This window comes from Shewanella sp. MBTL60-112-B2 (assembly GCF_019655055.1).
In the GTDB taxonomy this organism is placed as follows: Bacteria; Pseudomonadota; Gammaproteobacteria; order Enterobacterales; family Shewanellaceae; genus Shewanella.
Genome location: NZ_BPFA01000030.1, coordinates 15,339 through 29,733, shown reverse-complemented (window position 1 = coordinate 29,733; position 14,395 = coordinate 15,339). Strand labels below are relative to the sequence as shown.

The 14,395-nt window shown below is 42.2% G+C and carries 9 protein-coding genes; 5 read left to right on the top strand and 4 right to left on the bottom strand.

Annotated elements, in window-relative coordinates; genetic code table 11:
- Window positions 1–58 precede the first annotated feature (58 nt).
- Complete coding sequence (locus tag K5Q73_RS16820; RefSeq protein WP_220765454.1) at window positions 59–3,217, bottom strand: DUF748 domain-containing protein; 3,159 nt, start codon at window positions 3,215–3,217, stop codon at window positions 59–61.
- A 352-nt stretch (window positions 3,218–3,569) separates the two neighbouring features.
- On the opposite strand from K5Q73_RS16820, the gene K5Q73_RS16815 reads away from it, so the two are divergent.
- The 3 genes from K5Q73_RS16815 to K5Q73_RS16805 all read left to right on the top strand — a co-directional run bounded on the left by K5Q73_RS16815 (window position 3,570) and on the right by K5Q73_RS16805 (window position 5,255).
- Window positions 3,570–4,277, top strand: coding sequence for a DUF445 domain-containing protein (locus K5Q73_RS16815; RefSeq protein ID WP_220765453.1), 708 nt, complete (start codon window positions 3,570–3,572; stop codon window positions 4,275–4,277).
- A gap of 171 nt (window positions 4,278–4,448) precedes the next feature.
- Window positions 4,449–4,811: a VOC family protein gene (locus K5Q73_RS16810; protein WP_220765452.1), complete on the top strand. Its 363-nt coding sequence runs from the start codon at window positions 4,449–4,451 to the stop codon at window positions 4,809–4,811.
- A gap of 99 nt (window positions 4,812–4,910) precedes the next feature.
- Window positions 4,911–5,255 carry a 5-carboxymethyl-2-hydroxymuconate Delta-isomerase gene (locus K5Q73_RS16805; protein ID WP_220765451.1) on the top strand — a complete coding sequence of 115 codons (345 nt, stop codon included), beginning with the start codon at window positions 4,911–4,913 and terminating at the stop codon, window positions 5,253–5,255.
- Window positions 5,256–5,386: 131 nt separating this feature from the next.
- On the opposite strand, the gene asnB is transcribed toward K5Q73_RS16805, so the two are convergent.
- The 3 genes from asnB to K5Q73_RS16790 form a co-directional block, all read right to left on the bottom strand.
- On the bottom strand, window positions 5,387–7,051 hold the full coding sequence (gene asnB, locus K5Q73_RS16800; RefSeq protein ID WP_220765450.1) for an asparagine synthase B: 1,665 nt from the start codon (window positions 7,049–7,051) through the stop codon (window positions 5,387–5,389).
- Between the two features lie 447 nt (window positions 7,052–7,498).
- The gene (locus K5Q73_RS16795; RefSeq protein ID WP_220765449.1) at window positions 7,499–9,157 is read right to left on the bottom strand and encodes a M28 family metallopeptidase; all 1,659 of its coding nucleotides are present in this window, start codon (window positions 9,155–9,157) and stop codon (window positions 7,499–7,501) included.
- A 266-nt stretch (window positions 9,158–9,423) separates the two neighbouring features.
- Window positions 9,424–10,170, bottom strand: coding sequence for an HAD-IIA family hydrolase (locus tag K5Q73_RS16790; protein WP_220765448.1), 747 nt, complete (start codon window positions 10,168–10,170; stop codon window positions 9,424–9,426).
- 462 nt (window positions 10,171–10,632) lie between these two features.
- On the opposite strand from K5Q73_RS16790, the gene K5Q73_RS16785 reads away from it, so the two are divergent.
- Together K5Q73_RS16785 and K5Q73_RS16780 are read left to right on the top strand one after the other, a co-directional pair.
- Entirely contained in the window at window positions 10,633–12,579 is a 1,947-nt protein-coding gene (locus K5Q73_RS16785; RefSeq protein WP_220765447.1) for a tetratricopeptide repeat-containing diguanylate cyclase, read from the top strand.
- A 254-nt stretch (window positions 12,580–12,833) separates the two neighbouring features.
- The gene (locus K5Q73_RS16780; RefSeq protein ID WP_259650836.1) at window positions 12,834–14,372 is read left to right on the top strand and encodes a DUF1254 domain-containing protein; all 1,539 of its coding nucleotides are present in this window, start codon (window positions 12,834–12,836) and stop codon (window positions 14,370–14,372) included.
- The last annotated feature ends 23 nt before the right edge of the window (window positions 14,373–14,395 follow it).

Here is a 14,395-nt window from a genome sequence, read left to right as displayed (position 1 = left end):
AATAAAAACAGCACGCTAAGCTGAACTTAGAGCTCAGCGCAGATTAGCGTGCCTAGGATTACTTAGCTGATAAGGTTAGCAGTGCTTGGCTTTCACCAGTATTGAGTTCGACTCGGCTATCGAGTAAGAAAATTCTTTGCGGTGCGATATTTTTCTTGTCAATTAAATAGGTTTTTACTGCTGTGGCACGTGTTTGTGCCAGCTCTCCAAGAGACGCTTCGGCTACACGTTGTGCTCCTAAGGTAAAGTTATAAAGGGCAATGTGCCAGCGTTGGGAGAGTTGCTCATCAGTGAGCTTGTTTTCGCCTTGATGCTCTGTCTCTATCTTCTCTTTCACCGCTTGAGCTGAGCTTCCAAGTTCAGCTTCGTAGAGCGTAACTAGGGCATCGGATAGCGGCCCAGTTATAGGGTAATTGCTTGGCGATAAATCCTTAGGTAGCGATGCGACATCAAGCTTAGCCGTTTGAGCAAGCTTAGTTTTGAGTTGCTGTTCACTGAGTGCCTGACTGTCTTCAAGCATATTCACGCCGCCTTCGACATTAAGGGTCAGCATAGGTCTGTCATTCAGACCCTTGGCTAATTTATCTAAGGTTTGTTGCTCTTTAGCATCTAAAGAGCCGATACCGGGAGCAAATTGTATCTTGTCTAATTCGCCCTCATCGGCGCCAAGTAAATTTGCCAGTAGAGTAAACGGAGCGGTGACCGCCTTGGTGATGACGTTGCTAAAGGCTGTCATCACTATGCTGCCGATGCTAAAGCTTGGGTCATCAACATCACCAGAGACCTGTAGGCCTAAATCAATCACGCCGTGTCGGTCTTGCAGTAGGGCAATCGCTAGGGTAACAGGAAGAGTCGTCGCTAGGCTGCTGTCGCTAGGCTTCCCCAGCTTTAACTGATCGACAATTAAATGGTTATCACCGACGAGTTGGCTGTTATCGAGCTTATAGTTGAGATCTAGCGATAATAACCCTTTATCAATGTAATAACCTGCGTAGGTACCCGAGTAGGGATTAACTGATGTTAGTTCGACATGTTTAAAGCTAAGGGCTAAGTCTAAGTAGGGTTGTTCCAGCAAGGGATTGATATCCCCTTTTAAAGTAACCGGCGCGTAGCGATCGATTTTACCTTTAAGATCCACCGATGCAGTTTGTTTACTGCTTGAAGATAACTTGCTTATACTACCGTCTAAATGCTCAATACTGGCAGCAAAGTTAGGCGTTAGTGAGTTATCAGCGAAGAAGGTTGAGCCATCTTTAAAGCTAATTTGATTGATGGTTAACCCCAAAGCATTCGCCGTGGTTTTGTTAGCTTGTGTAGTCGAGATCTTTGCTTTGACAGCGGCTTGCTGTCCTTTTTTCTGGTCGGTCTGTTTGTTAGCATTATTTTCATTTGCACTACTGTCACTGTGAGTGCTGTTGTCTGAAGGTGCCTGTACCACGATGAGATCGCCAATGTTGGTGCTTTTATCTTTGGCGATAATGATACGACCATAGGGCTTGTTCAGATTAACTTGGTCAATATCGAGGCGGTTCTCCTGCTTATCGAACGCAAGGTGATTGATCTCGAGTGTTTTCCACTTGAGCAACTCTTTTTTCTGTACCGTATCTTTAATCAGTAGATCGGTAACGCTTAAGTTACCTATATAGCTTAACTGCTCGGCCTTTGCATCGACAACCAGCTCGCCTTGGGTATTGAAGTCACCTTGCTGAAGCTTGATATTGACATAAGGCTGCAGATAACTTTGTATTTGCGGCAAGGCAAACTCAGCGATTGAAACCTTAGCTTCCACCAACTGCTTTAATGCATCTATGCTGCCGCTAGATTGAACTATCCCTTCTTGGTTGACGTTAAGCGACAGTTGATAGTCAATAGGATTGGCAAGGCTTGCATCGATTGCGCCTGTTGTTAAATTGATATCACCTATCTGCCAAAGAGTGTTTTTAGTCACTAATTGCTCAGTAAGATTGACTTGATAACCTTCAAGCTCGATAGCCTTAAGTACAGCCGTCCAATTCTGTTTAGCCGTTTTTGCTGACTCCGTGCCCGTCACTTCTGAATTATCGGCTTCAGAATCAGCTTCCTGTACCTTGGTGCTTACTGGCTTTTCAGTTATTGGCGTAAAGATTTTGGCAAGATCAACGCCATCTTTGTCCACTTTTGCGTTAAGCACTAAACCTTGAGTCTCTAGGCTTGCTGCCGTTACCGTTTGCTGCTGTAAATCGAATGCTATTCCTTTAAGAGCAATCATAGGTAATTTGATTATCGATTGTTGCTGATAGTCAAAGTTAAGATCATCGAGTTGGACTAGGCCAAGGTCAGTGGTGACTTCTAATTTATCATTTTGGATCTGAAGCTGATAATTGCTTGATAGACTTAAACGGCCAGAGGTTAACACTGGCGTAAACTGCCCAGAGATAAACGACCAAAATTGTGGCAACTGGATGTTAGTGAGTTGCACATCGCCGACAATATTCAGCGGAGAAAGCTGTACTAAGCCTTGTGTGGCTATATCACCGCCTTTACGTCCTACAACGTGTATTGCGTAATGGTTAGTTTGTTGCTTGTCACCTAAGTTTTCCAATGCCGATTTGATGACATGAGCGGAATCGAAAAACTTAACATTGAGGTTAAGCGCTGGATAGTTCAACTGGCTGTTAGTCACGTGATCAACAAAGCTCAAATCGGCGTTCACAATCGACAAGTCGTTGACAATAAAGTGTGGGATCCCAGCTGGCTCGGTTGACTGCTCATTTTCTTCAGTTTTGGGACGTTTTGCCAATGTGTCGAGAATATCTGAAAAATTAAAGCGTAAAGTTTGAGGGGCCGCGAGTCGTTCAATGTTTATCGAAGGTGCCGTTAAGGTAACGTCTGCAACACTAAACGCTGTATTGAATACAGAGTTCCAGAATTGATACTCAAAACTGAGTTGTTTAAAGCCGACAAAGGGCTGATTGTTGGTTTCGTGAAGCTCGAAGTTATCAACGGCGACTTCTAGAGTGAAAGGATTAATTGTCACTCTTTCTAATGTTACTGGTCGCTGCAGTAATTGTGATAATTGCTTCGGTGCTTGCTTAACAATAATGTAGGGAACCAATAGGCCTAAAAGGGCGGTAAAGCTTAAGTAAATGGCTGAAACTATGATTAGCAGGCGCTGAGATCTTGGGCGCTGCCGATAGCCATTGAGAACAGCATTAAGTAATTTTGAGTTAAAAGACATACTGACCTTCGTCGAATTAAATGTGGCAGAGTGTTTTTGCTTTAACAGAAAGGGCTGATAAAACTTGATACACCTATTTTAATTTTAGGTTCATTATCATAGAAATGAAGCTGCTATCATATTCTTTCTGGCGTATTTAGTGAAAATATTTGTTACTACAGCACGTGGAGTGGCAAGTCGTCTTCAGCGGTGAATGTTTTTTGGACTGAATGATTCACTCTAGTGGCTAAAGATTTTGCGATAATGGCGCGTTAACCATAGTTATTAGAATTAAGCCTGTTACGAGCTATTGCCTCCAGTCTTTCTTGATTGGTACCATAGCGCGTTTTCAATCTTGCTTTGGGGAATTAGCTTGAATAAGAGTGTTATCACTAATCTGCTTGCAGCCATTCTTGTTGCTGTGGGTTATCTGTTTGCCTTACCAATTGTACTAACGGTTGGCTTATTTGCACTTTCTGGTGCGGTGACCAACTGGTTAGCTATTCATATGCTGTTTGAGAAGGTACCAGGTTTATATGGCTCTGGTGTTATCCCATCTCGATTCGAAGAGTTTAAACAAGCTATTGCGAACTTGATGATGAAGCAGTTCTTTACTGAAGAAAATATTGATCGTTTTTTATCGGGTGAAGATGGCATAGAAAAAAAATTAAACTTACAACCTGTTATCGATAATATTGATTTATCACCTGCATTCGATGCCTTAGTGACGACCGTTGAGCAATCTTCATTCGGTGGGATGTTGGCTATGTTTGGTGGCTCTGATGCCATTACGCCGCTACGGGAACCCTTTATTGAGAAAATGAAAAGTTCGTTGAGTGAAATCGCTCAGGGTGACGACTTTTATGAATTACTAAAAGCTGAACTTGAGCAACCTAATATGATTGCGGATATGCGCGCAAAAGTAGAAGAGATTGTGACCCAAAGGCTCAATGAATTAACTCCGCAACTTGTTAAAGAAATAGTACAAGAGATGATCCGTGAACACTTAGGTTGGTTAGTGGTGTGGGGCGGTGTCTTTGGTGGTTTGATAGGCCTAGCAGCGGCGCTTATTCAGGGCTAAGGTTAAAGTATTAACACTGAATAAATTAAAGAGAGATTAAATCAAAGAGAGCTTCGGCTCTCTTTTTTGTTGCTGTCATTGTTCTGGTATTCACGACAAACTTAGGGCTGTTATCTAAAGCTGAATATGTTTTAATCAATGGCGGAAAACACATGTTCACAGGAGTGACTGATGCAGCAACAGAAAAACCAACATCATAGTATTAACTATCTAGAGATCCCGGTAAAAGACATTGATAAAACCAAGGTTTTTTTCAATCAAGTTTTTGCTTGGGAATTTGTTGATTATGGAGCGGATTATAGCTGTTTTGTTGATGTGGGCATAACGGGTGGTTTCTTCGTCAGTGACAGGTGTTTTACAACTGGTTCAGGTTGTCCCTTGATTGTGATCTACTCTCGTGATTTAGAAGAGTCACAGAGCAAAGTCGTACAAGGGGGAGGTCAGATTTCTCAAGCAATCTTCTCGTTTCCCGGTGGACGTCGATTTCATTTTCTCGATGTCAATGGCAATGAATACGCGGTCTGGTCTGAGTGAGCTGCCATTGCTGCAGATAATGGATTAGCAGCATTGACTAATATAGCTTCTATCAACTGATTTTTAAAAAACCAATACTAGCAAAGAGAAGAGCAGCATATGCCACATTGTACGATTGAATATTCCGCCCCCCTAGCCGAAGTGCTATCAATTGAAGCGTTAGTCAGTGAAACTCACCGAGGCCTGAGTGAAACGGAGTTATTTGAACCTCAGACGATAAAAACACGGGCCCTTCGTTGTGACTTCTTTCAGGTTGGCGAAGAAGAGGGCGCTCAATTTATTCACCTTAACATTGCTATTATGCCGGGTCGAAGCGATGAGCAGAAAGCTATGCTACTTGAGCGTGTCTATGATGCTATTGCCTTAATTACTTCAAGGGTAAATAGCGTGACGTTAGAAGTGGTGGATATTAATCAGCAGCACTATTTTAGCGCGCTAAATTAACCGTTAGCAGTTAATAACTTGTCATTATCGGTGTAATTGCGACAACAAAAAACCACTCAAATGAGTGGTTTTTTAATTATGACGTGAACATGACGCTGTTTTGCCATGAGCTCTGGCTCATGAGTAGAAACTTAGTAGGCGCTGTCGTGTACTGATTGTACTGCTCGACCTGACGGGTCGATAATGCCTTGTAAGCTTTCGTCCCATGCTAGTGCTTCAGGTGTTGAACAAGCGACGGATTTACCACCCGGTACGGTTTCTGCTGCGCTTGGAAGAGGGAACAACTCTTCAAAGAAGATACGGTAGAAGTAGGCTTCTTTGGTTTCAGGCGTGTTGTAAGGGAATCTAAACTTGGCATTCGCCAGTTTTAAATCGTCAACTTTATCGGCAGCGTGATCTTTAAGGCCATCGATCCATGAGTAACCTACACCGTCACTGAACTGCTCCTTTTGGCGCCAAGCCACTTCCTTAGGCAACTTGTGCTCAAAGGCTTCACGCAAGATATGCTTCTCAATTTTACCGTTCTTCGACATTTTTGCATCAGGGTTAGTGCGCATAGCAACATCCATAAACTCTTTGTCTAGGAAAGGTACGCGAGCTTCAAGACCCCATGCTGCCATTGCTTTGTTAGCGCGTAAGCAGTCGAATAGGTGTAGTTTATCAAGCTTGCGTACAAGCTCTTCATGGAAGGCTTGTGCGTTTGGCGCTTTGTGGAAGTAGAGGTAACCGCCAAACAATTCATCGGCGCCTTCACCTGATAATACCATCTTAATGCCCATAGCCTTGATTTTACGTGCCATCAAGTACATAGGCGTAGCCGCTCTAATAGTGGTTACATCATAAGTTTCTAAGTGGTAAATTACATCTTTAATCGCATCGATACCGTCTTGGAAAGTAAAGGTGATTTCATGGTGAATGGTACCAATCGCATCGGCTACCTTTTGCGCGGCAATTAAGTCTGGTGCACCTTCCAGCCCAACGGCAAATGAGTGAAGTTGTGGCCACCATGCGTTGCTTTCACCGTCATCTTCGATACGACGTTTAGCGAACGTTTGGGTGATGGCAGAAATCACTGATGAATCTAAACCACCTGATAGTAATACGCCATAAGGCACATCAGACATTAGTTGGCGTTTAACGGCTGCTTCTAATGCATCACGTACATCTTCAGCGCTTGCAGGGTTATCTTGCACTGCTGAAAATTCACGCCAGTCACGTTGATAGTAATGGGTCAGCTCACCTTTCTCACTTGAAAGGTAATGGCCTGGAGTAAAGGTTTCTACCGTTTTACATACAGGCATCAAAGCTTTCATCTCAGATGCAACGTAGAAGTTACCTTCTGCATCGTGGCCGGTATAGAGGGGAATAATACCCATGTGGTCGCGGCCAACCAGGTAAGTGTCTTTGGACTTATCGTAAAGGACAAAGGCAAAAATCCCGTTTAGTTTATCTAAGAATTCAGTACCGTACTCTTGATAAAGAGCCAAGATCACTTCGCAGTCTGAGTTTGTTTGGTAGCTGTATTTATCGCCAAGTTCAGCTTTAAGTTCTTTGTGGTTGTAGATCTCACCGTTAACGGCCAACACTATGGATTCATCTTGGCTAAGCAGTGGCTGAGCGCCGTGTTCTATATCGACAATCGCTAATCGCTCATGGGCTAAAATCGCTTTTTCACTGCTGTAAATTCCTGACCAATCTGGACCGCGGTGACGCAGAAGTTTGGACATCTCTAGAGCGACTTGACGCAGTGGAGTCGCGTCCGATTGAATATCTAAAATTGCAAAAATTGAACACATAGGTCACTCCAAAAAAATTCTGTTTTAAACTCAATTGAGTATTACTCTGCCATCGAATATTTAAGAATACAAACCTGATTTTGAATAATCACTGTTAAAAGCGCTGCTTTAGCTATGTAAAAGTTGATTTTTAAATCGCTGAAATGATGAATGTTCATTGTGGTGTTTGTTTTTTTGTTTTATCGATAATTGCGATGGCGTTATAGTTAAGCTTGATTGGATATATCGTAATGCAGTTTCAATTAAAGCCAATTGACTAAGTTTATTGATAGCAGTTACGTTTTTGGACTAATTTTGACCATTATTGAACATCATCAACAGGAGAGAGGCGTGGCTTTGATTAACCTCACTTATAATTTAGGTAAAAAAAAGCCGACAAGTGGGTGGCAAGCCGGCTGGTTGAAAACGTCAAATGGGTAAGGTTTATGGCTATTGCCATTTTTAATACTATTTACTCGCTTGCTCTATGTTGTCGTTTGCAGGGCGTAAAGCGTTAAACTCTGTGCCTTTAAAATAACCCGGCCAGTCGTGGTTGTTACCTAAGCTCGTAGCGGCATGATAGAAGATGGCTAAATCTTCAAGTGCACCGGATAGATCCCAGTCTTCACGATATTCATCGCAAACATTGTGGTAACAGCCTTTCATTTTCAGTTTCATTGCAGCTTTATATTGGGCGGTTGCCTCATCAATAGGCTCACTACCACCGCCTGCAAATACAGCAGGCACGCCTTCTTTGGCGAAGCTAAAATGATCGGAACGGAAAAAACCGCCTGATTCAGGATATTTTTCGCGTTTTGCGGTGCGGTTTTGGGTTTTAAGGGCATCTATAAGGTAGTTCTCAAGCTCGGACTTACCTTTACCTACTATGGTGTAATCCGTGGTACGGCCATAGACATTAGTGCTATCTAAGTTAAAAACGGCCACGCTTTTATCCAGCGGATAAATTGGGTTTGCAGCGTAATAGCGAGAGCCCAACAGTCCTTGCTCTTCGCCTGTTGTCGCGATAAAGGTGAGCGAGCGGGCAAGCGGGTGACCCTTGTCAGCTTGGTCCGCAAATTGGCGTGCAATCTCTAAAATCCCAGCAGTGCCAGAAGCGTTATCTAGGGCACCATTGTAGATTTGATCGCCTGTTTTGTTAGCATCTATGCCTATATGGTCCCAGTGAGCGGTAAACAAAATATGTTCATCTGCGCGGCTATTACCGGGTAAGGTAGCAACTAGGTTATAACTATTGGCATACTCTGCTTTATTGTCAAAGGCAATGGATGCAGTCTGGTTTAGTGGTAGGTTTACAGAACTTGCTGCTGCGCGGTCTGACACGGTCGCTAAGGATAGTCCAGCCTTGTTAAATAATGTCGTTGCAGCGTCGTAACTGATCCAACCTTCGACTTGGACTCGCTGATTTTGCTCCTTGGTATTATGAACAAGATCTTGTTGAGCCCCCGTCCAACTGTTTTCGACTACAGACCAAGGATAAGAAGCAGGCTTGGTGTCATGAATGATAATTGCGCCCAATGCTCCTTGACGGCTGGCTTCTTCAAACTTATAACTCCAGCGGCCATAGTAAGTCATAGCCTTGCCGTTAAACTTGCCTGAATCGGGTCGAGCAAAACCAGGGTCATTAACTAAAATGATCGCAATTTTACCTGTCATATCTAAGTCTTGATAATCGTTCCATTGATACTCTGGCGCATTAATCCCGTAACCAACAAATACCAGTGGTGCATTATTAATAGCAATTTTGGCCACATCATGACGACTACCCATCACGATATTTTGTCGATGTTTAAGCTCGATATCGCCTAAGCGAATCGTTTGTTCCTCAGATGCGATATAGCTAACCATTGGCACAGCTTGCAAATAATCTTTACCGTTAGGCTTTTCGAGTCCCATTGCAGCAAACGCTTCACTTAAATAGGCAAGGGTGAGTTCTTCGCCTTTGGTGGTTGGGGCTCGTCCTTCAAATTCGTCCGATGAGAGTATTTTGATATCTTGGCGAAAACGGCTCTCGTCAAAACTGACCTTGTTTGGGTCGTTAAGATTACTGGCTTGCTGGCCGCAAGCACTGAGTAATACGAGTGCGCATAAGGGAAGAATTGAACGCATGATTGGTCCTATTATTTTTGTTGTTTTAGACTTTTTAAGCGAAGGATCATGATGGAGGAAAGTTGCCCCCTATAGCAAGGGGGCTGGTTGGTAATCTGTTGTTAAAAATGTTACTTAATATTGCGTGAATGATGACGCTTACGGCAGAGTCACTATTTATAAACTCGCTTTAAGTCGACAGAACGACGCTGCTCTATCTGTAGTTTAGGCCTTTAAACAACTGAACTTGCGAGCGACGATTAGTTGGTGGCGGATCTCAATTCGCTTTAGAGGATGTCGATATCACCTGCACAGTTAAAGATATGATTCGGCCTAAAGGGCTCTTTGTCGATATCGGCTAACGAGCTAACACCGCTGGTAACAAGAATAGTTTCTAAGCCAGCTTGAAAACCCGCCAAAATATCTGTGCGCATGTTATCGCCAATGATAACTGTATTCTCAGAGTGGCCACCAATATGGTTTAACGCAGAACGAATTATCCAAGAGCTAGGTTTACCGACATAGAAAGGTTTCTTACCGCTGATCCGTTCAATAGGAGCACATAAGGCGCCACAAGCCGGGCTGAAAGAGGGCCCGTGAGTATCAGGGTTGGTGGCAATAAAGCGCGCCCCCTCACTGACAAATCTAGCTGCCTTATGGATCATGTCCCAGTTATATGAACGTGTTTCGCCGACGATGACAAAGTCAGGATTAATATCTGTAATAGTAAAGCCAGCTTTATATAGCTCATGAGTTAATGCTCCTTCACCAATCACATAAGCCTTGGTTCCTTCCTGATGTTTAAGAAAGTCAGCAGTGGCCATTGCTGCAGTGTAAAAACACTCTTCAGGAACATTTAGCCCTGCAGCACCTAAGCGATTTTGCAGATCTTTACCTGTCTGTACGGGATAGTTGGTGAGCACAACCAGTGGGTTGCCTTGCTCGAGTATGCGGTGAATAAACTTATCACTGCCAGGAATAAGCTGGTTGTTATGCAGTAAAACTCCATCAATATCGCAAATAATATTTTTCATCAGACTCTCTTACTTCACATTAGTTTGCCGAATAACTAACCTTAATCTAATGCTAATTGGAGTTGAAAAACAATGCATTTCATCATGTGTTGAGATAAAAAATTGGAGCGAGTAGCTAAAAGTGTTGCAGACAAGTCGATAACTTAGAGCTAAACGTTATTTTAGGCTAGGGCTTTTGGTTGGCTTCCAAGTGCTGATTTAATTTGGATAGTGAACCTGTTTATCTGTGTATAGATTCACAATAATGTGGTTTTTCTAGTTCATATGTATTTCGGATAGTTAGTCGGCAATGAACCGCTCAAAGCTAACAATTATGTTGACCTAGTTAATATTTAAGATACTGTATGAATCATTAATAGATAATAAAGATTTCTGGTGTAACAGGCTGTTTTTAAAGCTTATATTAGCCATTTCTGAAGCTAAGTTTAAATCTGCTTTCCAAACCAGTTTGTCGATATATTTATGCAAAAGATCATTGTGTTTTGTATTTTTTTTGGCTCGTTTATTTGTTCTTTTTCTGCTGGTTCAGTTGAGTTCTCACCGTTTAATACCATCGAAAAGTTGGAAAAGGGTCAGCAAATTGTAACCTTGATTAAGCAAACTGATTTAGACGGAGAATTAAAGCGGCAAAAATTACAGCTGTTAATTTCACCTGAGCAGGCTAATCAGTCTGCTTATTATGCATTTGCATACTACCGAGCTTTACATGACATTGAATTGTCTATTGCAGATCCAGTGGCTGCAGAGTTAGCCGTGTCTGAAATGCTCTCTGTCGCTGAAAATCTAAAAGTAGACTGGCTCATCGCAGAAGCTAAGATGTGGTTAGCCACTTTTGCTGCGAAACAAAGTCGGTTTGATGATGGTTTAGCCTTAATTAATGAAGCAATTAGTTTGTCAAAGCAGGCTAATTTTCATCACCTTACTGGACGAGCCTATAACACCAAAGCTGCACTCTATTTCTTTCAAGATCAATATTACAGCGCACTTGAGTATTACTTAAGTGCACTGGATATTTTTATGGCTAAACCTGAAGACAGCTACGTCAGTAAAGTATTATCAAATATATCAATAATTTATGTTGATTTAGAAGACTGGGGTAAAGCACTTGAGGCAAACAACAAGGCACTGGAGCATGTCGAGAAATTCGGTGGAAGTTACGGCCAGAAAGCAGCATTTAATAATAATGCTGCATTTATTCTAGGGAAGTTACAGCGTTGGCGCGAAAGTAAACCCTACTTAATTGCCTCACGTAAAAGTGCTGATTTTACAGGTGATTTGCGTGTAAAGCTCAATGTTCAATCTTCTTGGATTCAGTATTACTTTTCGACAGGCGAGTATCAGTTAGCCATTGAAGAAGGACAAAAATGTGTGGCGACTGCTTTAGCCCGTCAATATCCATTGTTTGTAGGAGATTGCAACCGAATATCGGCTAAGGCTATGATTAAGATTGGTAAAATTAATGAAGCATTACAATCTTTAGCCGACAGTGAATCTGTGTATAAACAAATAGAAAAACGCTCAGGCTTAGCCGATACCTTTAATACTTATGCATTAGCCTATGAGGCAAAGGGAGATTATAAAGCAGCATTGAACTATCAGCGCAGAGCGTATGAAGAAGACAAGATATTATTGTTTGATCGAAGAGCTAAGATGACGTTAGATCTTAGTCAAAGTTACCAAGAAAAATACCGTAAACAAGAACTAGCTGTATTAAAAGCTGAAAATGATCTACAGGACTCTAGACTCGCAGAGCAGCAGTTACGGGAGAAGTTTTTATTATTTTTTATCTTTGTTGCAGTCGTCTCTATTTTTTTGCTGATAAAGAAACGCTTCGGTTTAGAAAATGACAATAAGAGCCTGCAGTCCTCTAATCTTGAGTTGTATAAACAGTCACATATCGACGTGCTAACCGGCTTATATAATCGGCGCTATTTCTCTGATTTTTTGGAACTGCAGCGTCAACAGCCACAAAATCAAAACATGATGAGTTTAGCCATTATCGATATAGACCACTTTAAAAGCGTTAATGACTGTTATGGTCATGATATTGGGGATGAGGTGCTCATCCAAGTTGCTAATGTGATCAACAAGAGTATTCGTAAGCATGATTTAATTATTCGATGGGGCGGAGAAGAGTTTGTTCTGCTAATGAGCTGGCCAAATCATTCATTCCCACAAACAGCCATTGCCTTGTTTGAACATTTTGAACGCGTTCGGCAGGCGATAGAGAATACAGATATTGTTGTTGGTGAGCATAAATTGAAAATTACGATATCAATGGGAGTCGCTAAGCCTGTAGAAACATTAGCTATGATTGAATTATGGCATCAGGTACTTGATGGGGCAGATAAAGCGCTCTATCAAGCGAAAGCTGCTGGTAGAAATCGTATTGTTTTAGCGAACGGATAATGCAGCCATGACATGCTGGTAAGTGTGTAGTTAGCTTGAAACATGGTTTGATGGGTGATGTTTTATGCTACTTGCTCGTCGAAAGGTGATGATTAGGTGATATGACTATAATTCTGAATGTCTATGATTCTAAATGCTTATGACTTTAAATGGCGATAGTATTACGCTTTAGGTTGACCGACGTTGATTGCTTTCGTAGTTTATCAAGTGGCTTAGGCAAGCCTTGTTGATATTCAGATTAGGAAGATATGCACATGGAAAGAAAGCAAAATACATTCACCCTAGCGACTCTAATGGCGGTATTGTTTGGGCTATCTGGGCACTTGGCTGCGGATGAGAAGGTTACACCCGGTTATAACACTCCCATCCCCGCAAGTATTATGACGCCCAATAAGGTTGAAACGAGTATTGGTACCTTGGCGTTTCATGACGGGGCTCCTACTGTTGAAACTAGCCAAAAACTCTATGATCATCTCAATACGATTCGTGCTACCGAGGTGTTTTTAAATGCTATTCCCATGGCTTCACTTGAGGCATTGCGGATTGGACATGAAAACCTAGGGATCACTCAATCAAACCAAGTGTTACTGTTTAATAAATTGATGGATTCAAATCCATTGTTCTTAACGGGAAATACAGACACAGTCTATGCCTCTGCTTTTTTAGATCTTAAACGCGATGGGCCGACCGTTGTAGAAGTTCCTGCTGGCATGGGACCGACGACGGTTAATGATGCCTTTTTTAGATTCGTTACAGATATGGGAATTGTCGGTCCAGATAAAGGCAAAGGTGGAAAGTATCTTATCTTACCACCAGGCTATGAAGGTGAAGTACCTAAAGGTTACTTTGTGTCTGAGTCTACAAGTTATACCAACTGGTTTATTGCACGGGGCTTTTTAAAAGACGGCAAGACAGATTCAGCAGTGCAAGCTTTTGAGCAACACCTTAAGATCTATTCACTTGCTAAAAAGAGTCAAGCACCAAAGATGGTCTTTAAGTCGGGCAGCGGGTTAGAGTTTAATACTGTACATGCTAATGACTTTCACTTTTTTAAAGAGATCCAGCCTGTACTCGAAAAAGAGCCTGTGTCATTTATCGATCCTGAGCTTAGAGGCTTGATGGCGAGTATCGGCATTCAAAAGGGAAAGCCTTTTACGCCGAATGAGCACATGACAGGATTATTAACTGATGGCGTTGCTATTGGTAACGCAACAGCAAGAGCGTTAATTTTCCAGCCGCAAGATGAGGCCGCTTATGTTTATCCTGGTCGACTTTGGAAAACGGCCTTTATTGGTGGGGATTATCGCTGGTTAATTGACGATGGCGAAGGAGGGCGCAATTTAGATGCTCGTAGCTACTTCTTCTACATGGCGACGGTTAATACTCCCGCTATGGCCTTTAAACTGATTGGTAAGGGGTCACAATATGCCATGCTAGATAAATCGAAAGATTCGGTTTATTTAAATGGCAGTAACACCTATAAACTGAATATCCCAGCCGATGTCCCTGCAAAAAATTTCTGGTCAGTAGTCGCCTACGATACTCAAACACGCTCTGAGCTACAGACAGGTCAGCAGTTCCCAAGTCGCAATAATCAGCGTGATAATTTGGCTCAAAATGCCGATGGATCAGTGGATATTTACTTCGGTCCAACTGCGCCAGAAGGCAAAGAGAATAATTGGATCCAAACAGTACCGAACAAAGGTTGGTTTATCTTACTGCGTCTCTATGGACCATTAGAATCTTGGTTTGATAAAAGTTGGCAGCCAGGTGATATTGTTGAAGTTAAATAGATGACTTAGCACGGCTTTATAAA

Excerpts from the sequence above, each read along its gene's own strand:
- K5Q73_RS16820 (WP_220765454.1), bottom strand. The coding sequence starts at position 3,217 with ATGTCTTTTAACTCAAAATTACTTAATGCTGTTCTCAATGGCTATCGG.
- K5Q73_RS16810 (WP_220765452.1), top strand. The coding sequence starts at position 4,449 with ATGCAGCAACAGAAAAACCAACATCATAGTATTAACTATCTAGAGATC.
- K5Q73_RS16805 (WP_220765451.1), top strand. The coding sequence starts at position 4,911 with ATGCCACATTGTACGATTGAATATTCCGCCCCCCTAGCCGAAGTGCTA.
- asnB (WP_220765450.1), bottom strand. The coding sequence starts at position 7,051 with ATGTGTTCAATTTTTGCAATTTTAGATATTCAATCGGACGCGACTCCA.
- K5Q73_RS16795 (WP_220765449.1), bottom strand. The coding sequence starts at position 9,157 with ATGCGTTCAATTCTTCCCTTATGCGCACTCGTATTACTCAGTGCTTGC.
- K5Q73_RS16790 (WP_220765448.1), bottom strand. The coding sequence starts at position 10,170 with ATGAAAAATATTATTTGCGATATTGATGGAGTTTTACTGCATAACAAC.
- K5Q73_RS16785 (WP_220765447.1), top strand. The coding sequence starts at position 10,633 with ATGCAAAAGATCATTGTGTTTTGTATTTTTTTTGGCTCGTTTATTTGT.
- K5Q73_RS16780 (WP_259650836.1), top strand. The coding sequence starts at position 12,834 with ATGGAAAGAAAGCAAAATACATTCACCCTAGCGACTCTAATGGCGGTA.